Raw genomic sequence first — 20233 nt, forward strand, 5'->3', positions numbered from 1 at the left:
TCGCCATGACCACTTTGAACAGCACCCCTCGCGCTGACGGCTTTTACATGCCGGCCGAATGGGCGCCACAAACCCAGACCTGGATGATCTGGCCCGAGCGGCCGGACAACTGGCGCCTGGGTGGCAAACCGGCGCAAGCCGCACACGTGGCGGTGGCCAAAGCCATCGCCCGTTTCGAACCGGTAACCGTGGCGGTATCGGCCGGCCAATATGAAAACGCTCGCGCCCGTCTCGACGTGCCGAATATTCGTGTGGTCGAGATGTCCAGCGATGACGCCTGGGTTCGCGACACCGGCCCGACGTTCGTCATCAATAACGGCGGCGAAGTCCGTGGTGTGAACTGGGACTTCAATTCGTGGGGCGGCTTCGACGGCGGCCTGTATTCGCCATGGAACCGCGACTCGCAAGTCGGCGGCAAGATCCTTGAGATCGAACGTAGCCAGCGCTACCGCACCGAGGGCTTCGTGCTTGAAGGTGGCTCGATTCACGTGGATGGTGAAGGTACGCTGATCACTACCGAAGAGTGCCTGCTCAACCGCAACCGTAATCCGCACATGAACCGGGCGGAAATCGAAGCGGTGCTCAGCGCGAATCTGGCTGTGGATAAAATCATCTGGTTGCCGGACGGTTTGTTCAACGACGAAACCGATGGCCATGTGGATAACTTCTGCTGCTACGTCCGTCCGGGTGAAGTGTTGTTGGCCTGGACCGATGATCCGCAAGACCCGAACTACCCGCGCTGCCAGGCCGCGATGAAAGTGCTGCAAAGCAGCACCGACGCCAAGGGTCGCCCATTCACTGTGCACAAGATGCCGATTCCGGGTCCGCTGTATGCGACCGAAGAAGAGTGCGCGGGTGTCGACCCGGTGGACGGCACCCAGGAACGAAATCCGACGGTGCGTCTGGCCGGCTCCTATGTGAACTTCCTGATCGTCAACGGTGGCATCATCGCGCCGAGTTTCGACGATCCCCTGGACGGTCCGGCAAAAGAGATCTTGCAGGCGCTGTTCCCGCAGCACGAAGTGGTGATGGTACCGGGTCGTGAACTGTTACTGGGGGGCGGTAACATCCACTGCCTTACCCAACAACAGCCGGCGCCGCACAAGGAGTGAGTGTGGTTGTAACAGCTTGAGTTGCCTGGAAATTCGATCAGGCGATGGTTTCTACCCCAGCACCTTGCAGACAGCCCGCAGCCCATCAGGACCGCGGGCTTTTTTATCTGCGCCCGGCGACACTTGCGACACCTTGGCACAGCTCTTGTATCAGTCCTGGTGTATAGCAGGAGGGGGAGAACTTCGATGTTCTGTCATAAAGCTTGGATAAGTTAGCCGCTCACATACCAGGAGAGAGCGTTGAAATGAACGCCGACATGAACGTAGTGAGCGAGCGGGCGTTGCATCCCCTGGCAGTAAACAGCGAATCGCTCCAGATCCTGGCGCACTGGTTGAAGTCCAATGGAACGCGTCAGATCAGAGCAACCGATCCGCGCCGGACGATGATCGAGCGCTACCCCGCTGGTTTATTCAGCGAAGCGGAACTGGAAGCGTTGTGGGATGTGATGGAAGGATAAAAGAACAACAAAGGATTGGTAAAAGCGCTGCCGGGATGGCGGCGCTTTTTTTTTGCCTGAAGATTTTTTGGGAATCACGCAGGACCCTGTAGGAGCTGGCTTGCCAGCGAAGGCGTAATGACATCCAACATCAATGTCGGACGTGATGGCCTCTTCGCTGGCAAGCCAGCTCCTACAGGTTTTGCGGTGTCTAGAAGCTGTAGGTACCGGTCACGACCAGGCTACGCGGTGCACCCGGCTGGATCTGCGCCGCACTGGTGGCCGACGAGTAATAAGTCTTGTCGCTGATGTTGTTCAACGCCGCGCGCAAGTCCCAGTCCTTCTGCCGGAATCCGGCCAGTGCATCCCAACGGCCATACCCCGGCAGCACGGTGGTGTTGAGGCTATCGGCATAACGGTCACCCACCAGGGTCAAACCGGTTTCGGCATACCAGCCCATTTCCGGCTTCCAGGTCAGGAACAGGCTGCCGTTGCGCTTGGCCACATTGCTGACGCGCTTGCCTTCAAAGCCGTTGTTGTCTTTCTCGACTGTCGCGTCCTGCACGCCTACGCCACCGCGGACATACCAGTTGCCGGCAATCTTGCCGGTGCCCGTCAGTTCGATCCCGCGGGAACGTTGCAGGCCGGAGAGCAAGGTAATGGTCGGGTTGTTCGGATCGCTGGTGCGGCGGTTGTAGAGTTCCAGTTCGTAGATCGCCAACGTGGTGCTCAGGCGATCATCGAGCCAGTCGCTCTTCACCCCGATTTCTTTCTGCTTGGTCAGCTCGGGACTCAGGTCGTTGCTGTTACCGGCCGCGCCTGGGGTGATGCCGATCAGACCGCCGCCGACCGGGGAAAAGGTCTTGGTCCAGGAGGCGTAGAACGAATGATCCTGCAGTGGCGTCCAGACCAGTCCTAAGCGCGGACTGGTGCTGTGGCTGTCACGGTCTTCGGAAATACCTCGCAGCTTGTTGGTCGACTCGATGTCGAAGGTGTCGTAACGCAGACCGGCCAGCAATTGCCATTGATCGTTCAGGTGCAGTTGATCCTGCACGTACACCGCACGGCTTTCGACTTCCGTGTGGTTGTCGCTGGAGACCTGCATGCGCCCGGTGTGGCGCAGGTCGCGATTCGGGTTGTTCAGATCCAGCGCGGGTACCGGCTGGCTGCCAGGCCCGGTAGTGGCGGCGGTGTACAGCGTCGGGTCACGGCGCTGACTGCCGATCTCGATACCAGTCAACAGGCGGTGTTCCAGGCCGAAGGTATCGAAACCGCCTTCCAGTTCAACGTTGTTGTAGACGTTGCGGGTGGTCAGGTCTTGTTGCCAGTGCTGGCGCGTGACCTGGTTGGTCGCCGGGGTGTAGCCGGTCAGGTAGGTGTTGTCGAAATCGCTGTCGAGCTTGAACACGCCCAGGGTGTGACGCAGCTGCCAGTTGTCGCTGAGCTCATAGCTGAGTTTCGAACGCAGTGATTGCGACTTGTCGTCGATGAAATCGTGCTCGCTGCTATAGGTCGTATCCCGATCCACGTCCGCCGGGCGTCCGTTGACACCGGGGATGCCGCGATCCGGCGTCCGGTTGTAGCGACTGTATTCGTATTGCACCAACCAGTTGAGGTCGGGTGTCAGTTGCCAGCTCATCGACGGCGCGAACAGCTGGCGGTTGCCACTGACGCCATCGCGGAAGCTGTTCTGGTCCATGTTGCCCATGTTCAAACGCAGGCTTATGTTCTCGCCGGGATCGGTGCTGAGGTCCGCATACAGACTGCGCAGGTCGTCGCTGCCGCCCTGGGCTTCGAGGGTTGAGCGACGGCCGAACTCTGGCAGTTTGCTCACCCGATTGACGATCCCGCCCTGGCTGCCGCGGCCATACAGTACAGCGGCCGGGCCCTTGAGGACTTCGATGCGTTCGATGTTATGCAAGTCGCGCACATACTGGCTGTCGTCCCGGATGCCATCCAGGTAGAAGTCGTTGCTGGCGTCGAAACCCCGGATGCGCAGGCTGTCGAAACGAGTGTCGGCGCCGCTGCTGACGTTGGGCATGCCACTCAACGCCGTGCCTAGATCATTGGTGCCGTAATCCACGACGTTCGCGGTTTTGACCGAGTCGATGGCTTGTGGCACATAACGCACCGGCGTAGTGGTGCGGGTCGCGGTACTGGTTTCTTTCACCCGTGGGTCATCGGCTTCGGTTTCGGCGCTGATGGATGTCGCAGGCAGGGTCGTAGGAGCAGCATGGGAAAAACCGGCAGACAGCAAAGCAGAGAGCCCAAGGCTGAAGGGCGCAAGACGAAAGGGGGCAGGCATTTAAGAACGCATCCGTAGGATTTTTTAGGTTGTAACGTGGAGGGTACGAATGATAATGCGTACTATTTACTTCCGTTAATTATTCGTGAAAAGTCCATCCATTTGATTGTTTCAAGTTGTGTCTTTGTCGCTGCAAGCCTTGATTTGGCCAGTCGTTGAAATCCCCCAGGAAATTCGCCATAGCCCATAAGCGATTTCTTAGACGATTTCGGCCTATTCACAGACGATTCATGAAATTGACACAGGGTTAAGGGCGCGGCTACGATTCCGCCCAACGCCTGTGGCTAACCGCCATGACTCATAAAATAATAAAAAGGCCCGCCGCGATTTCCTCGTGGGCGGGCCTTTTTGTTTTGGGGTGAAAAAAGAGTGCGATAGCGCCATTTCAGCCGTTCGACGCAGCGCGTATCAACCCGTAATAAGGAAAAGAACAAAATGTTGAACAAGCGAATCAGCCTGATCGCTCTGGGGATGTTGAGCGCCACACAGGCCATGGCTAACGACCAGGCCGAATCCAAGGGTTTTGTTGAAGACAGCAGCCTCAAGGTGCTGCTGCGCAATGCCTACATCAATCGTGACTACAAAGACGGCAACCCGGACAAAGCCGAGTGGGGCCAAGCGGCCATCGGTACTTTCTCATCCGGTTTCACCCAAGGCATCGTCGGCGTGGGTGTGGATGCTTTCGGTCTGTACGCACTGCGTCTGGATGGCGGCAAAGGTCGCACTGGCGCACAAGGCATCGACTTCTTTAAAAAGGGCGACAGCGGCAGCGCGGCTGACGACCTGTCCAAGGGCGGCGCAGCCGTCAAATTCCGTCTCTCCAGCACGACGCTGACCTACGGCGACCAGATGCCGGTCCTGCCGGTGTTGAGCCACGACAATGGCCGCCTGCTGCCGGAAAGCTACACCGGCACCCTGATCACCTCCAAGGAGATCAAAGGCCTGGAGCTGAACGCCGGTCGCTTCACCGCCGAATCGCGCAAAAGCGCAGAAGGCCGTGACAGCGGTGGTTTGAAATCGATCAACGTATTGGGCGGTAGCTACCAGTTCACCGAACAGTTCAAGGCCGCCTTGTACGCTTCCGACGTCGAAGACGTATTGAAGAAACAATACGTGAACGCCAACTACGTGTTCCCGATCGACAAGGATCAGTCCCTGACCCTGGACTTCAACGGCTACCGCACCAAGCTGGAGGATTCCTACGTCCGCGAAAGCGGTGCCACCGGCGATGACAACAAGATATGGAGCCTGGCGGCCACCTTCGCCACCGGCCCGCACTCGTTCACCCTCGCGCACCAGCGCAGCACTGGCGAAAGCAACCTGGGTTACGCCTACGGTGGCTACCAGAAGGATCAAGGTCGCGTCGGCGATGGCGGCAACACCATCTATCTGGCGAACTCCTACTGGTCCGACTTCAACGCCGAAGACGAACGCAGCTGGCAGCTGGGCTACGGCCTGGACTTCACCACCTTCGGCGTGCCAGGCCTGACCTACAACTTCGCCTACGTGCGCGGTGACAACATCACCACCTCCACCAGCGAAGGCGGCACCGAGCGCGAAATCTTCAACCAGTTCAAGTACGTCGTACAAAGCGGCCCGGCCAAAGACCTGAGCGTGCGCCTGCGCAGCTCGATCCTGCGCGTGTCGCAGAAATCCAGCGAATACAACGTCAGCGGCAACGAATTGCGGGTGTTTGTGGATTACCCGATCAACGTTTTCTGATGATCGGTTGCAGTATCGAGGCCTGATTCAAGGCTGTGAAGAGAAAAGCCCCGACTGGTTCGGGGCTTTTTTGTGGGCGCGATTCAGAGCTCAGCGCTATCAGATATTTCCTGCATTGAATCGGGACGATTCTAGAGCGTTAAAAGGGACCAGGCTGATAGTCATCTCGTGCTTGAACGATTGAAATATCGGTCCAGCTGATGCATCCGTCCCTAGGCATTGAAGCCGACCATCAACCGGAAGTTGACCAGAAAGACTCTGCTCACCCACAATGAAGCGAGGTAGCGCCAATGTAGCTACAAATTAACGATGAGGTTATTACCATGGGTGCATTGCTGAAAACCACAGACGTGCGTTGCCGCATTGATGAGGATTTAAAGGCGCGTGCCACTGAAGTCTTGAGTGCGTGCGGTTTGAGCATCAGTGATGCCATGCGTCTTTTTTTGCGTCAGGTCGTAGCGACTCAGGGCCTTCCTTTTGAAGTTCGCGTCCCTTCGGAGAAAACGGCCCGCGCCATGATGCAAGCACGAGAAATTCGCCAGCGGTTCGACTCGATAGACGACATGCTGAGGGACGCTGATGGCGAAACCGGAGAAAAAACAAAAACGCGCTGATTTGCCCAAGCAGTGCGCACAAACGTCAGAATTCAAGAAGTCGTGGGAACGCTACAAGCGTGCTGGTCGCCGTGATATGAATGAAATTCGTCAGGTGATGGTCATGCTCTTTCTGGGGGAACCGTTGCCGGCCGAGTATGTGGATCATGCTCTGACGGGGGATTGGGCAGGGTTTCGAGAGTGTCATATAGGCGGTGATTTTTTGATGATTTATGAGCACACGCGTGCCGATCTGATCACATTTGTTGATCTCGGAAGCCATTCCGAACTGTTCAAGTAACACCACTGTGCGAAGCGAGTGCGCAGCAGGCGTATCTCAAGGAATGCATCATCAAGCGGGCAGCGCAAATCGTCGTCCTTGCCGACACCGATAAACTCGGCCGTGCGCGGCAACAGTACTGGACGCCGATTGAGCGGGAGTGGCGGTTGACTACCGGTGCCTCGGCTGATGAAGCAGCACTTGCGCCGTTTACGCCCTAAAGCAAATCACCGTGGAAACCGTAATCATCGGTTAGAACACCGAACTAATGTAGGAGCCGGCTTGCTGGCGATGGCGTCCTCAAAAACGCCATCGCCAGCAAGCCGGACTCCTACGAAAAGCGATTGCGCGCTCATGTCGTCAAAATCCCATTTCGGTAACACGTGTCGCCAACATGTCGTCCGCGGCGACATGTTCCCAGGACGTGTCGCAAAAAGTGAAAAATTGCGACACGTTATGGCTTCATCCACCACACAGGGTTCGAGTCGTAACGCTAAAAGCCCCGATTGATTCGGGGCATTTTCACGCGTGCGATTCAGATCACGATACGACGTTGCTGGCTCGGTTGTTACACGGAGCGTCCAACACCTTCACCACATCATCAATGATCGCCTTACTCATATCCTGCAAGTAATGCGACGCCCAGGCATGCCGGTCGGTGTCGCGAACCATGGCTGCATCGGATGCGAGCAGTTTGGCGACGTGGAGCAGGTCCGAGGCGTGAGAGAGGGCTTGGATTACCGGGACACCGGGGTTGATGCGGAAGAGCGGTTCGTTGGCGTGGTAGGAGAAGGGGGTGAGGCCGATGGTTTTCAGGTCTTGGGGGTTGGTCATAAGACACCTCCGTTTTTTGGGCGGTGGTGGCTGTTGACCAGTGAAGCAGTAACGCAAATTTTGGACGGATCGATAGCGGGCATTAGCAAACTCCTACATTAAGTGAGCGCTACCACGTTCGTTCTCAGGCGAATGGGTGACAGCTGTGCGCAGGCTGAGAACCGGAAATGTAGGAAACCGGCAGACCCGAAGGTCTCCCACGCACAGCCGCCATTACACGGAAATGCAGGCACAAAAAAACGCCGACAATCGTGATTTGGGGGCGCTCGTGCGCCTACATATTACCCGGGTTCTCAGGCCCGGTCGCTGAATTGGCAGCGACAACAGGAAGGCTAGTGATCCGATGTACAAATTTCAATCATGGAATCGTCTCATTTTTATGTAGGACGAATCGATGCTGAAAATTAATAGATTAAAATCAAATAGTTGTAAGTAAAAAAAGCGGAGAGCTCAGATATCGCAAACTTGGATACATGCTTAATCATTACATCACGTAACTAATGATGTTCCCGCCCCCACCTTTATCCCCCGCAGCCAACCTCATACATTGAACTCCAACACCTACCCATCATCCCGATGAGCAGGTCACTGGAGATCTTCCTCATGCCTTTCGTAAGCGTACGCATTACCCGCGATGGCGTTACCTCTGAGCAGAAAGCTCAGGTGATCGCCGAAATCACTGAAACACTGGAACGCGTGCTCAAGAAGGATCCGCACCTGACCCACATCGTGATCGAAGAAGTCGACACCGATAACTGGGGCTATGCCGGAATCACCACCACCCAGTACCGCAAGCAACTGGCTGAAGAGGAGGGGAAGTCGTGACGCCGTCCGTCTCCATCGATTTCATCTCTGACGTGGTATGCCCGTGGTGCGCCCTGGGTGCAACCGCGCTGGAACAAGCCATCGGGAACGTGGCAGGTGAAGTCTCGGTGGAGCTGACCTACAAGCCCTTCGAGCTGAACCCGAACATGCCGGCGGAAGGGGAGAAGGCAGTAGAGCACTTGATGCGCAAGTACGGGCGCACCGCCGAAGACGTCGCCGCCGGCAAAGCGATGCAGATCGCTCGCGGTGAGGCCATCGGCTTCACGTTTGATCTGGAGAAGCGCAGCCACTTCTACAACACCTTCGATGCGCACCGGCTGCTGACGTGGGCATTGCAGGAAGGGCGGCAGGTCGAGCTGAAAAAGATCCTGCTGCGCGCCTACTTCGCTGACGGCCAGAACCCGAGCGATCACGAGACGCTGGTAAGCCTGGCGGAGGAAGCAGGGTTGGATGCGGACAGGGCGCGTGAAGTGCTGGCCTCCACAGCCTTTGCCAACGAAGTGCGAGAGCTTGAAGCGTTTTACCACCAGCACGGCATCAATTCAGTACCGGCCATGATCCTCAACGGTCGTCACCTGGTGTCCGGTTCGCAGTCGGTCGAGTACTACGAACAGATGTTGAGACAAATGGCGAAGGCCCCCGCCGAAGCCTGATTACTTGTTTTTTAAACCATCATTTATTAGTAGAGGTTCATCATGAGCAATTCGAAAAAAGTCATCGTTATCACTGGCGCCTCCCAAGGTCTCGGCGCAGGCATGGTCAAGGCCTTCCGTGACCTGGACTACAAAGTCGTCGCCACATCGCGTTCGATCAAACCGTCCACCGACCCGGACATCCTCACTGTGGCGGGCGACATCGGCAACCCGGAAGTCGCTCAACAAGTGATCCGCGAAACGATCGAACGTTTCGGCCGCATCGACACCCTGGTCAACAACGCCGGGATCTTCGTCGCCAAACCGTTCACCGCCTACACCGCCGAAGACTACGCCAACGTGCTCTCGGTGAACCTGAATGGCTTCTTCTACATCACCCAACTCGCCATCACCGAGATGGAAAAACAAGGCAGCGGCCACGTCGTCAACATCACCACCAGCCTGGTGGACCATGCCATCGACGGCGTGCCGTCGGTACTGGCTTCGTTGACCAAAGGTGGCCTGAATGCGGCAACCAAATCCTTGGCCATCGAATACGCCAAGCGCGGGATTCGGGTGAATGCGGTTTCTCCTGGCATCATCAAGACACCGATGCATGGCGAGGAAACGCACGAAGCGCTGGGGAACTTGCACCCGGTTGGGCACATGGGGGAGATCAGCGACATTTCTCAGGCGGTTGTGTATCTGGACAGCGCCAATTTTGTCACTGGTGAAATCTTACACGTCGATGGTGGGCAGAGCGCGGGTCACTAATCTGAATTTTTCCAAACGGCAAAAACAACAAGCCCTCGTATTTTTATGAGGGCTTCGTTTTGTATGGTGCCGAATCACTACGCCCCTGCATCGTATCTGAGCCCACCCGCCAAGTTTGATAACTCCAGGAACTTAGTGGTACGCCAAAAAAATCTAAATCCATCCTGTTGTTTCTACGACGTTTAAGAATTCATTGCTGAAGTCGTCCTGCTGCCTGCTCTGGTATGGCCGCCAGCGAACTAAACTGGTTGTATCTCTAGAGCAGACGTCTCTATAGAGGCAGGAGGTGTCAAATGGCCATTCAAGATACCTATCGTGAAATTGAACAGACCCTAGGTCAGGTACCAGAGTGGATTAAGCAAATGCCGGAAGGCGGGGCGAGCGGATTCTGGGGTGTGGCCCGGGACTTCTGGCTGGCGGATACCAAAATTCCTAATAAGTACAAGGAGTTGATAGGTCTGGCGGTGTCCGGGGCGACCCGTTGTAAGTATTGCGCCCTGTTCCATACCGAAGCCGCGCGCTTGTTTGGCGCGAGCGACGAGGAAATTTCCGAAGCCGGCTTTATGGGGGCGTTGACCATGATGGGCAGCACCTTTATTAACGCCCAGCAGATCGACTACGAGCAGTTCCGGCAGGAAACGCTGAGTATCATCCGGTATGTCAAAGATCACTCGCAATCCAAAGCCGCTTAAACCGTTGCGGGAACCAGCCCTTCGCCAGCTGACGAAGGATAAGTTGATTGCAATCACCAGCGATGGTCCGAGGACCACCGCTCGGTGGCAAGCGGCTGTGTTGAGAGCCATCGGCGAACTAATGCAATACAGCGATACCGCCCGCGAAGAAAGCCAAGACCTGCGTATTCCTTTCGCCAAAGCACTCCATGACCTCTATGCGGGACAGAAGTCCGACGCCGAGTTGACGGAAATGGTGTTGTTGATGCTGGAAGTGGAAACCGCCCCCTTTCTCGGCAAAGGAGCCTCTGAGAAGTGGATAGGGCCAAAGGAGTCGCAGTGATTGATCTGAACTGAATCACAGCGCCCCCTGATCTTCCGTCCCCAAATAAATCTGTCCCCTTTCCCTCTTCCTTTCCCTCTATGAAAGGGGGTGAGTTGCCGCAGTGGGCGTACTGGTAAAAGTAGGCGTCCATCACATCGCTGTGACCGTGCGAGCCGCCGGACGCTAATCGCACTTTGGGAGAACCACCACGGTGTGGCGTAGCTTAAGGGTTCTGGCTACCTGGGTTGCTGTCAACGATAGCGCTTTGAACGATCGTTTTTATCCCTGTGGATAACTCGAGTCAGTGCTCGAATTTTAGGGGGGTTGCGGCTGTGGATGAAATTATCCACAGTGAAAATCCGTGGTTTTCCACAGATAGTTGCGTGGCCTTTAGATTTTTTAAGTGAGGTCCAATCCAAGCAGGGTGGCTTTGCAGCCCTGTTTGGATGGACCCGTGTGGACAAGCGGATCGCTGAGCTATGAAGGCCGAGCACTTACACAGTTGCGCCACGTTTTGCTTTAAGGCGAGTGACGTTTGCTCCGGTCTGGTTCGCGAGTTCGTGTGGAGTGACATGCTCCTGCCGGTTGGCTTCCAGGTACCGGCGCCACCAGTTCATGATCAGCCTACGCTCCTCGATAAACTCTGCCTTGTGGATGTAAGCGGCGCGGACGTTGTTGAGCTCCTTGTGGCTCATCTGCCGTTCAATAGCTGTCGCCGACCACAATCCTGACTCGATAAGTGCGCTGCAGGCCACCGAACGAAACCCGTGTCCGCAGATATCGGTTTTGGTGTCGTATCCCATCTTTCTGAGTGCGCTGTTCACCGTGTTTTTAGGCATCACGGGAAAGTGGGGGCGGATCTATTGTTCTGACTAAAGATGGGGCGTATGCGCGTAGTAGTGCTAGCGTTCAACACACTATTTACCTACATAGTGCTTCGGTAGCCAGCTAGTACCCACCCAAGGAAAACCCGTAATGGATCTACACCACGAGTTCGAGAGCAGCAAATTCTTCCACCGCGCCCGTATAGATCGACGCGCCGCCGATGCCTTAGTGGGGTTGGCCGCTGGGGTTACGGCGGATGGTGTTGTGAACATCACAGAAGCGGTTTTTCTAAAGCAATGGCTGGAAAATAATCTCGCGCATCTGAACGATCCGGTGATCAATCTGCTGTATTCGCGTTTGGCGTGCATGCTTCAGGATAATGCTCTAGACAAGGACGAGTCCCTGGAGCTGCTTAACATTTTGCGTGGTTTTTCTGGAGTCGGCATTGAAAGACCGAAGGTCGGCGGTGTTGTTGCCGTTGCTCCTACGGACCTTCCTTTCAATTCACCGACCCCTGATTTGGTGTGGGACGGCCGGATGTTTGTATTTACGGGGGTCATGGCCTTTGGGCCGCGTAAGGATTGTCAGGCGTTGGTCGAAGAACGAGGTGGTTTGATTGGGGGCAGTGTGAGCAAGAAGGTGCATTACCTGGTGGTCGGTAGCGTGGGTAATGAGCAGTGGCGCCACAGTACTTATGGAACGAAGATCATGAAGGCCGTGGAGTTGCGGGAGGCGGGAGCTTCGATTGCCATTGTGGGTGAGGATCACTGGCAAAGGATGCTGTTTGGTTGAGGTTGCTTCGTTGTTGGTGTCTTGGGAAAAGGCAGCCATTTGTCTTGGCCAGTGGATCGTCGGTGGGTTTGACGGCCTCATCGCGAGCAGGCTCGCTCCCACGTGTTTCCGGGGGGTGGACAAAAAGTGGACGTTCCAGAAACAACAAAGCCCTCGTATTTCTACGAGGGCTTCGTTTTGTATGGTGCCGGCACCAGGAGTCGAACCCGGGACCTACTGATTACAAGTCAGTTGCTCTACCAACTGAGCTATACCGGCGTGTTGGGCGACGATTATAGCGATTGGGTTGGTTCTGTAAACCCCTGAATTCAGACTATTTTTGTGCAGGCGTCAGGCCAGTCCCGCGAACCCTTTCGCGGGACTGGCCAATGGGATTGCTTTAGCGCCTTAGACGCCGTTTTTGACGGCGTTGATCAGGTCCTGGCTGAGCACCTGCGCGGGCGCCACTTGCACGCTTTGGGTGTAGAACGGCGGCAGGTTCTGGGCCAGGGTCGACAACGCCTGTGCGGTGGTGGCGCCCGGTAGCAGCACGTATTGCAGGTTGGAGGGATAGCTCTGTGGCACGGGGCCTTCCATGGTCGAGCCGTAGGCGCCGAAGGTCATCACGGCCTGCGGTGTGGTGGGGTCCGGGGCGTAGAGGAAGACGAAGGTGCCGTACTTCGGATGGGTCAGGTATTGCTCGGCCTGGGCGCGTACTGCCGGGTCGGGGTCGTTCATCAGGGTCCAGCGCAGGAGTGCGTAGGTGCGGGTGGTTTCCATGAAGGCTGTGCGAATCGGCGACTGGTTCTCGACGCCGGCCTGGCACACCAGCAGGTTGCCGAACGGGTCGATGAGCGCCACCGAGTTGAATACCGTGCCTTGCTGCGCGGTCTTCAGTAGCGGCGGCGCGATTTCTGCGCCGGGGTCGCGGGGGTTGGCCGATTGGACCGTCAGCGCGAACGGGCTGAGTGCCGTCAGTGCCTGGCGTACTTTGCTGTTGGCCGGGAGGTTTGCCGGGTTTTGCAGTTGATCCGGTGGCAGGCCGCTGTTGTTGCTGGCCTCGCGCACGGTGTTGACGCTGGCGGAGAAGATCGAACTGGTGAGGAAATAAGCGGCCGAGTCGATGGTCTCGCCCGCAAACACCGGACTGTTCGAGCCCTGATAGGCACGGCTGACCGGCGCTTCAATCGCGTAGTAACCCCAGGTGGCCTGCGCTTGCTGGCGGATCTGCGGCGGCAGCGACGGGAAGGTGAACTGGCTGTTGTAGTTGATACCGGCGTAGTCATCGATTGCGCTGACGGCGACGTTGAAGCCGGCGGTCAGCAGCGAACCGGCGCACATGGCGCACGGGTCCAGCGTAGTGACGACGGTCAATTGGCTGGGTGGCGGCAGGTTCAGTGGCGCGACGTTTTCGTAGTACCAGTCCACCAGCTGTCGTTCACCGTGGGCGGTCGGGTCATGGGGCAGGAAGTAGGGGGTGCCACCGCCGGGAAAAGGCATCAGCACGTTGTTATGCAGCGCGGCGATGACTTCGCCGGTGGCATTGTTGATGATGGCGCCGCCCACGGCGAAGGTTTGCTGCAGCGCAGCCTCGATGGCCTGGTTGGCGACGGCGTCGACGGCTTCCTGTGCACTGTTCAATGTGCTCATGTTTTTCCCAGCTCCTTGCTGATTGATCGCCAGAGAATTCTGGCGCTTGGCAAAGATAGTTGAGGTTTTGCGCGGGGGTTATGTTCATTTGGCGTAGCGCTTATGCACAACGGGATCTTTCCCACACCTGCTTAGAGGTAAAATTACGGATCCGTTCTCGTTTACTCGCAAATGCCTGTTTTCCCGGTTTTTTTACAGGTGTACGAAATTTGAACAGTTGTGTTTCAGCCCCGAAACAACCGTATATATTGGATCCAGGAAAATTTCATCAACAGAGTTATCCACAGGCTGACGCGTTTAAGAACGCTCGGCGAGGAGCAGGAAATTACGCGGTGTGAGCGCGGTCTCACAGAAGGTACCGAGGTGAACGATGTATCCCTGCTCGGAGAGGAAAAGTGCCCGATCAAGGTTCAGCCACATCTCTAATGGACGTCGGAAAAGTCCGCGCAGCAGTTCCAGGTTGCGCACTTCGGCCAACCGCTGCCATCCGGCCGCTTCCAGGGCTGACCAGTCCTGCGCAGCGATTGTGGATAAGTCTTTAAGCACGGCCAAATGATGGCAGTAATCGGCGAAGGATCTATCCAGCCAGGCAATGGGCAGGGAAGGGGTGGGCAGGTATTCGTCAACGCCGCGCAGTTGCCGTTGCAGCAGGTCGAAGGCCAGGCGCCGGGCCATTGAAGTGTCGCGCTGTCGTCGGATCCGAGCGCCGGCGGTGACGGTTTCGCTCATCGGCAGCGAAAGATCATCGAGTGACAAGTGCAGGTCAGAGCTCTTGGCCGTGACCGAGAGCGGCTGGTATTCGTTGGCACTGATCCGGTTGTAGCAGCAAGGTGCGATGGCCAGTTGTTTGCAACCTTTCGCGCTGGCGAGTTGCATCAGCCGTACATGCAGATCACCGCAGGCGTGCAGCGCGACCGGCGTGTGAGCAGCGTTCAATAATGAAGCGACACCCGGCGCGAGCACGTCTTGCTCGACGTGAAGCGCATGCAGTTGATGACGCTGGCTGAGAGCCTGGCCGCTGGCGACCAACGCCGGGTCATATTCCAGGCAAGTGAGTTGCTGACCGCTTCGCAATAACCGTCGCCCCAAGTGGCCCTTGCCGGAACACCAATCCAGCCAATGCTGCGGGGGAGACGCAAATGCGAGCCGACTGGCGAACGCCTCAATCTGCTGCCACTTGCGCCCTGGCACATCGACATTCAAGCGACGCCCGGCCGCTTCAAGCGTATGCGCCGGCAATTCATCCACTGCGCTCAACTCAAGCGACAACGCCGCCAATGAAGCAAACGGCTCCGGCGCATCCAGCAAGCAAGGTTGGTTATGGCTGTTTTCCGCGTCTTCCAGCGACCGCCCCCGTAGCCAAAGTGCCAATTCCGGACAGGACGCTTCCCAGGGAAGTTGCAGATGGGTAAAGGGTCGCGGTTTCCACAGCGCCTGATGCTCGATCAGGAAAGCATCCAGCGCGGCGAAACGGGCGAACAAGTCCTCGCCCGTCAGCACGCAGGAATCAACGCCCCTGGCAGGCATCGACGCGCAACCAGCGCTCCAGCAGCTTGAAGCCGCGGACCAGCACGTAAGCCATCAGCAGGTAGAACATGCCCGCGGCGAAGAAGATCTCCACCGGCAGATAGGTCCGGGCAATGATGGTGCGGGCCATGCCGGTGAGTTCCAGCAGGGTCACGGTGCTGGCCAGGGCGCTGGCCTTGAGCATCAGGATCACTTCGTTGCTGTAGGCCGGCAGGCCGATGCGCGCGGCCCGGGGCAGAATGATGTAGAACAGCGCCTTGGGCCGGGACATGCCCAGCGCCCGCGCCGCTTCGATCTCGCCCGGTGGGATCGCCTGGATGGCACCGCGCAGGATCTCGGCGATGTAGGCCGCGGTGTGCAAGGTCATGGTCGCGGTGGCGCACCAGAACGGGTTGCGCAGGTAGGGCCACATCGAGCTGTTGCGGATCGCGTCGAACTGCGCCAGGCCGTAATAGACCAGGAACAGCTGGACCAGCAACGGCGTGCCACGGAAAAAGAAAATATAGCCGTAGGGAAATGCCCGCACCCACCACAGGCGCGACGAGCGCGCGATGCCCAGCGGAATTGCCAGCAGCAACCCGGCGATCACGGCGATGGCCACCAGTTCCAGGGTCAGTGTCGCGCCCTGAGCCAGTTTCGGCAGCCATTTGATGATGACTTCCCAGTTCATTGGGTGCTCCTCGCGAAGCCGCGAGCGGCGCGTTTTTCCATGAAGTGCATACCGGTCATGGCCAGAATGGTCAGGCCCAGGTACATGAAGGCGGCCACCATGTAGAAGGTGAACGGTTGCTTGGACACGGTCACGCCGATTTGCGCGTGGCGCATGATTTCTTCCAGGCCGATCACCGACACCAGCGCCGTGTCCTTCATCAGGATCATGAACAGGTTGCCCAGGCCCGGCAGGGCGATCCGCCACATCTGCGGCATGATCAACCGGGTGAAGATGCGCAATTTCGACAGGCCCAGGGCCACGCCGGCTTCACGGTGGCCTTTGGGAATCGCCAGGATCGCGCCGCGAAACACTTCCGTGGCGTAGGCGCCGAAGCATAGCCCGAGCGCGATCACACCTGCGGCGAAGGCATTGAGTTCGAGGTCGGGGTTGCCGAAGAACTCACCAAGGGCTCGCATCAGGTTGACGGTGCCGAAGTAGATCAACAGCACCCAGAGCAATTCCGGGATGCCGCGCACCAGGGTCGAATAAGTGCCGCCAAGCCATTGCAGCGGCTTGTACGGGGAAGTTTTGGCCAAGGCGCCGAACAGACCGAGCACCAGCCCCACGCACAAGGCGCAGAGTGCCAGTTTCACAGTCATCAGCGCGCCAGCGGCGAGCGCCGGGCCGAATCCGTAGAGATCGATAGTCATGGATTTCTTTTCTATTTGCAGCAGGCAATGCCAGGGACTGGCGCCGTTAGAGAACGGCGCCGGCCAGGCAAGTCAGAATCAATAGATGCTGAACGGGAAGTACTTGTCGTTAATCTTCTTGTAAGTGCCGTCCTCGACGATTTCTTTCAGGGCAAGGTTCAGCTTCGCGCGCAGGGTGTCGCCTTTACGTACAGCGATACCGATCTTGTCGCTTTCTTCCACCGGGTCACCCTTGAATTCATACGAACGACCGGCATCGCTTTTCAGCCACTCGTAGTTGACGTACTTGTCCGCGAGGATGCCGTCCAGACGACCGGAAGTCAGGTCGAGGTAGGCGTTTTCCTGGGTGTCGTAGAGTTTAACTTCAACGCCTTCCATGTTGTCTTCCATCCAGGTGCCGGCGAGGGTCGCACGTTGCGCGCCGATCACTTTGCCTTGCAGGGAAGCCTTGTCGGTTTTGAAGTCGACGTTTTTTGGTGCGATGAATTGCAGTTTGTTGGAGTAGTACGGGTCGGTGAAGTCCACCGCTTGCTTGCGCTCGTCGGTGATCGACATCGAGGAGATCAGGAAGTCGAACTTCTTGGCGTTCAGGGCCGGGATGATGCCGTCCCAGTCGGACGTAACCACGGTGCAGTCGACTTTCATCTTGGCGCACAGGGCGTCGCCGATTTCTTTGTCGAAGCCGACGACATTGCCACTGGCATCTTTGTTGTTGAACGGCGGGTAGGCCGCTTCGATGCCCATCTTCAAGGTTTCGGCGGCGGCACCGGCGCTGAAGGCCAGGGTGACGGCGGCAGCCAGGAAGATTTTTTTGTAGTTCTGCATGCGGGTAGCTCCGTTAGCGGTTGCTGGACATGAATTGTTTGCAGCGCGCCGAAAGCGGGTTTTCGAACACCTGCTGTGGCGATCCTTGCTCTTCTACCAGGCCCTGGTGGAGGAACACCACCTCGCTGGACACCTGACGGGCGAAGCCCATTTCGTGGGTGACCAACAGCATGGTGCGGCCTTCCTCGGCCAATGCGCGGATGACATTAAGTACTTCCTGGACCATTTCCGGGTCAAGGGCGGAGGTGGGTTCGTCGAACAGGATCACCTTGGGTTGCATCGCCAAGGTGCGGGCGATGGCCGCGCGTTGCTGTTGACCGCCGGAGAGTTGCGCCGGGTAGGCGTGGCGCTTGTCGGCAATACCGACCTTGGCCAGCAGGGCTTCGGCGACTTCGATGGCTTCGGCCTTGCTTTGGCCGAGCACCCGGCGTGGAGCTTCGATGATGTTGTCGAGCACGCTCATGTGCGGCCACAGATTAAAGTTTTGAAATACAAAACCGATCTCGCTGCGCAGGCGGTTGATCTGCTTGCCGTCGGCAGCGACCAGTTCCCCGTTCTTCGCGGCTTTGAGCTTGAGTTCTTCGCCAGCCACCAGGATCTGGCCCTGGTGCGGGTTTTCCAGCAGGTTGATGCAACGCAGGAACGTGGACTTGCCGGAGCCGGAGGAACCCAGGATCGAGATCACATCGCCGTCGCGGGCGGTCAGCGAGATGCCTTTGAGCACCTCAAGCTGTCCGTAGCGTTTATGCAAGTTGCGGATTTCAAGCGCGGGCGTGGCCTCAGCCATGTGCGTTCCTCATAGTGTTTCGCTCCTGCTGTTGGTTGCCTTCCTGGCGAGGCGGCCAAGCTAGCATAGCGTTTGAATGGCAGCCAACAGCGCTACGGGCGGTAAACGGGTGGCGTGTGGCAGGTTGTCGCATTGGTACAGCAGACTGTCGCGCTGCTATCAACCAAACGGCCGTTTGAACTCTGCTTTTAAATAAAAAGCCGGGCGGGGTGCCACAAAAAGGGCGCGATGTTGCCAGCTTTGGCAGGGGGTTGGAAGCGCTAACCGCCCAAACGTTGCGGATCTGCACTTTAATTGTGCGTCGGTATTTTTCGGGTGTGTTTCCGGTGCGCTGTTTCGTTCTTGAAATGGGTGGCAGGGTAACGTTCTGGCGAAGTGCCATACATTTCAATGACTTGCGATTAGAATCCACTCGCGCTACAAGCCCCGGGTTTGGGGAGTTTGTAACATTTTGGCGCAATTATTGCGTGCAGAATAAGGAACGCTCCGTTGGTTTCTTTTTACAAGAAAGAATGCCTGGCGGGATGTACGCATTCGCTTTTCCTTACAAAGGTAGTTTCAATGAGCAGTTCCCCAAGCTCCAATGGCCTCGAACAGGGGCTCAAACCGCGTCATGTGACCATGCTGTCGATCGCCGGGGTTATCGGTGCCGGCCTGTTCGTCGGCTCCGGCCACGCTATCGCTGCAGCGGGACCGGCTGTGCTGTTGGCCTACGCCGCCGCCGGTACCCTGGTGGTGCTGGTGATGCGCATGCTCGGCGAGATGGCCGTCGCTTCGCCGGACACTGGCTCCTTCTCGACCTATGCCGATCGCGCGATCGGTCACTGGGCTGGCTTCACCATCGGCTGGCTCTACTGGTGGTTCTGGGTGCTGGTTATCCCGCTGGAAGCCAACGCCGCCGCCACCATCCTGCACGCCTGGTTCCCCGACGTGGCGATCTGGGCCTTTACCCTGGTCATCACTTTGCTGCTGACGGTAACCAACCTGTTCAGCGTGAAGAACTACGGTGAATTCGAATTCTGGTTCGCCCTGGTCAAGGTCCTGGCGATCATCGGTTTCATTGTCCTCGGCGTTCTGGCGATCTTCGGCTTCCTGCCGACCAGCCAGGTCAGCGGCGTGTCGCACTTGTTCGATACCCAGGGTTTCCTGCCAAACGGCATGGGCGCAGTGTTGGCAGCGATGTTGACCACCATGTTCTCGTTCATGGGCACCGAGATCGTGACCATCGCGGCCGCGGAATCGAAGAACCCGGGCCAGCAGATCTCCAAGGCCACCAATTCGGTGATCTGGCGGATTGGCTTGTTCTATCTCGTATCGATCTTCATCGTCGTGGCGCTGGTGCCCTGGAATGACCCGGTACTGGCAGCGGTCGGTTCCTACCAGACCGTGCTTGAGCGCATGGGCATCCCGAATGCCAAGCTGATCGTCGACATCGTGGTATTGGTTGCCGTGACCAGCTGCCTGAACTCGGCGCTCTACACCGCCTCGCGGATGCTGTTCTCCCTGGGCAAACGCGGTGATGCACCGGCTGTCTCCACGCGCACCAACGGCAGCGGCACGCCGTATTGGGCCGTGATCCTGTCCACCGCAGCCGCCTTCCTCGCGGTATTCGCCAACTACGTGGCTCCGGCCGCGGTGTTCGAATTCCTGCTGGCCAGCTCCGGCGCTATCGCGTTGCTGGTGTACCTGGTGATTGCGGTGTCGCAGCTGCGCATGCGTCAGAAGCGCGCAGCTGCCGGTGAGAAGATTGCCTTCCGGATGTGGCTGTTCCCTGGCCTGACCTATGCGGTGATCGTGTTCATCGTTGGCATCCTGACGATCATGCTGTTCCAGGAGGCCCATCGCGTGGAAATCCTCGCGACCGGCCTGTTGAGTGTATTGGTGGTGGCGACCGGATTGCTTGTGGCTCGTCGTCGCAAGCTGCAGAAGCTGGGTGCGGCGGTGCTGAACTGATTCGTACCCTGTGACGCAAAACG

General features: G+C 57.6%; 20 protein-coding genes, 1 tRNA gene and 2 pseudogenes. 13 read left to right on the plus strand and 10 right to left on the minus strand.

Going from position 1 to position 20233, the window contains the following annotated elements:
- Positions 1-5 precede the first annotated feature (5 nt).
- Positions 6-1112: an agmatine deiminase gene (aguA, locus tag ACA041_RS01250; RefSeq protein WP_497439539.1), complete on the plus strand. Its 1107-nt coding sequence runs from the start codon at positions 6-8 to the stop codon at positions 1110-1112.
- A 245-nt stretch (positions 1113-1357) separates the two neighbouring features.
- Positions 1358-1570 carry a hypothetical protein gene (locus ACA041_RS01255; RefSeq protein WP_497439540.1) on the plus strand — a complete coding sequence of 71 codons (213 nt, stop codon included), beginning with the start codon at positions 1358-1360 and terminating at the stop codon, positions 1568-1570.
- 190 nt (positions 1571-1760) lie between these two features.
- On the opposite strand, the gene ACA041_RS01260 is transcribed toward ACA041_RS01255, so the two are convergent.
- Complete coding sequence (locus ACA041_RS01260) at positions 1761-3854, minus strand: TonB-dependent receptor (RefSeq protein ID WP_497439541.1); 2094 nt, start codon at positions 3852-3854, stop codon at positions 1761-1763.
- A 435-nt stretch (positions 3855-4289) separates the two neighbouring features.
- On the opposite strand from ACA041_RS01260, the gene ACA041_RS01265 reads away from it, so the two are divergent.
- From ACA041_RS01265 to ACA041_RS01280, 4 genes and pseudogenes are all read left to right on the plus strand, one after another.
- Complete coding sequence (locus tag ACA041_RS01265) at positions 4290-5576, plus strand: OprD family porin (RefSeq protein WP_497439542.1); 1287 nt, start codon at positions 4290-4292, stop codon at positions 5574-5576.
- 323 nt (positions 5577-5899) lie between these two features.
- Positions 5900-6190 (plus strand): type II toxin-antitoxin system RelB/DinJ family antitoxin, encoded by a 291-nt coding sequence (locus tag ACA041_RS01270; protein WP_497439543.1) that lies wholly within the window; start codon positions 5900-5902, stop codon positions 6188-6190.
- Complete coding sequence (locus tag ACA041_RS01275; RefSeq protein ID WP_497439544.1) at positions 6156-6470, plus strand: type II toxin-antitoxin system YafQ family toxin; 315 nt, start codon at positions 6156-6158, stop codon at positions 6468-6470. Before ACA041_RS01270 ends, ACA041_RS01275 begins: the two co-directional genes overlap by 35 nt.
- 5 nt (positions 6471-6475) lie before the next feature.
- Positions 6476-6705: pseudogene (locus ACA041_RS01280) on the plus strand (DeoR/GlpR transcriptional regulator); the annotation flags it as partial.
- Positions 6706-6989: 284 nt separating this feature from the next.
- Here the strand turns inward: ACA041_RS01280 and ACA041_RS01285 are convergent.
- Entirely contained in the window at positions 6990-7283 is a 294-nt protein-coding gene (locus tag ACA041_RS01285; protein WP_497439545.1) for a DUF3077 domain-containing protein, read from the minus strand.
- 603 nt (positions 7284-7886) lie between these two features.
- Between ACA041_RS01285 and ACA041_RS01290 the strand changes: the two genes are divergently transcribed.
- The 5 genes from ACA041_RS01290 to ACA041_RS01310 all read left to right on the plus strand — a co-directional run bounded on the left by ACA041_RS01290 (position 7887) and on the right by ACA041_RS01310 (position 10528).
- Entirely contained in the window at positions 7887-8108 is a 222-nt protein-coding gene (locus tag ACA041_RS01290) for a tautomerase family protein (RefSeq protein ID WP_138963756.1), read from the plus strand.
- On the plus strand, positions 8105-8761 hold the full coding sequence (locus tag ACA041_RS01295; protein WP_497439546.1) for a DsbA family oxidoreductase: 657 nt from the start codon (positions 8105-8107) through the stop codon (positions 8759-8761). The genes ACA041_RS01290 and ACA041_RS01295 overlap by 4 nt, the downstream gene beginning before the upstream one ends.
- Before the next feature lie 42 nt (positions 8762-8803).
- Positions 8804-9514 (plus strand): SDR family NAD(P)-dependent oxidoreductase, encoded by a 711-nt coding sequence (locus ACA041_RS01300; RefSeq protein ID WP_497439547.1) that lies wholly within the window; start codon positions 8804-8806, stop codon positions 9512-9514.
- Positions 9515-9807: 293 nt separating this feature from the next.
- Positions 9808-10206, plus strand: a complete 399-nt coding sequence (locus ACA041_RS01305; RefSeq protein WP_497439548.1) for a carboxymuconolactone decarboxylase family protein — start codon at positions 9808-9810, stop codon at positions 10204-10206.
- Positions 10172-10528 carry a hypothetical protein gene (locus ACA041_RS01310; RefSeq protein WP_497439549.1) on the plus strand — a complete coding sequence of 119 codons (357 nt, stop codon included), beginning with the start codon at positions 10172-10174 and terminating at the stop codon, positions 10526-10528. Before ACA041_RS01305 ends, ACA041_RS01310 begins: the two co-directional genes overlap by 35 nt.
- Positions 10529-11004: 476 nt before the next feature.
- Here the strand turns inward: ACA041_RS01310 and ACA041_RS01315 are convergent.
- Positions 11005-11349 (minus strand): annotated as a pseudogene (locus tag ACA041_RS01315) (tyrosine-type recombinase/integrase); the annotation flags it as partial.
- 136 nt (positions 11350-11485) lie between these two features.
- Here ACA041_RS01315 and ACA041_RS01320 point away from each other — a divergent pair.
- Positions 11486-12127, plus strand: coding sequence for a BRCT domain-containing protein (locus ACA041_RS01320; RefSeq protein ID WP_497439550.1), 642 nt, complete (start codon positions 11486-11488; stop codon positions 12125-12127).
- Between the two features lie 182 nt (positions 12128-12309).
- Here the strand turns inward: ACA041_RS01320 and ACA041_RS01325 are convergent.
- From ACA041_RS01325 to ACA041_RS01355, 7 genes are all read right to left on the minus strand, one after another.
- Positions 12310-12385, minus strand: a tRNA-Thr gene (locus ACA041_RS01325).
- A gap of 129 nt (positions 12386-12514) precedes the next feature.
- Positions 12515-13756, minus strand: coding sequence for a nucleoside deaminase (locus tag ACA041_RS01330; RefSeq protein ID WP_497439551.1), 1242 nt, complete (start codon positions 13754-13756; stop codon positions 12515-12517).
- Positions 13757-14053: 297 nt separating this feature from the next.
- Complete coding sequence (locus tag ACA041_RS01335) at positions 14054-15283, minus strand: methyltransferase (protein ID WP_497439552.1); 1230 nt, start codon at positions 15281-15283, stop codon at positions 14054-14056.
- Positions 15264-15953, minus strand: a complete 690-nt coding sequence (locus tag ACA041_RS01340; RefSeq protein WP_497439553.1) for an ABC transporter permease — start codon at positions 15951-15953, stop codon at positions 15264-15266. Before ACA041_RS01340 ends, ACA041_RS01335 begins: the two co-directional genes overlap by 20 nt.
- On the minus strand, positions 15950-16645 hold the full coding sequence (locus ACA041_RS01345; protein ID WP_497439554.1) for an ABC transporter permease: 696 nt from the start codon (positions 16643-16645) through the stop codon (positions 15950-15952). Before ACA041_RS01345 ends, ACA041_RS01340 begins: the two co-directional genes overlap by 4 nt.
- A gap of 78 nt (positions 16646-16723) precedes the next feature.
- Positions 16724-17470: an ABC transporter substrate-binding protein gene (locus ACA041_RS01350; protein WP_497439555.1), complete on the minus strand. Its 747-nt coding sequence runs from the start codon at positions 17468-17470 to the stop codon at positions 16724-16726.
- A gap of 13 nt (positions 17471-17483) precedes the next feature.
- Positions 17484-18257 (minus strand): ABC transporter ATP-binding protein, encoded by a 774-nt coding sequence (locus ACA041_RS01355; RefSeq protein ID WP_007897462.1) that lies wholly within the window; start codon positions 18255-18257, stop codon positions 17484-17486.
- 561 nt (positions 18258-18818) lie between these two features.
- On the opposite strand from ACA041_RS01355, the gene gabP reads away from it, so the two are divergent.
- Entirely contained in the window at positions 18819-20210 is a 1392-nt protein-coding gene (gabP, locus tag ACA041_RS01360; RefSeq protein WP_497439556.1) for a GABA permease, read from the plus strand.
- The last annotated feature ends 23 nt before the right edge of the window (positions 20211-20233 follow it).

This window comes from Pseudomonas sp. LBUM1676, from assembly GCF_059695605.1.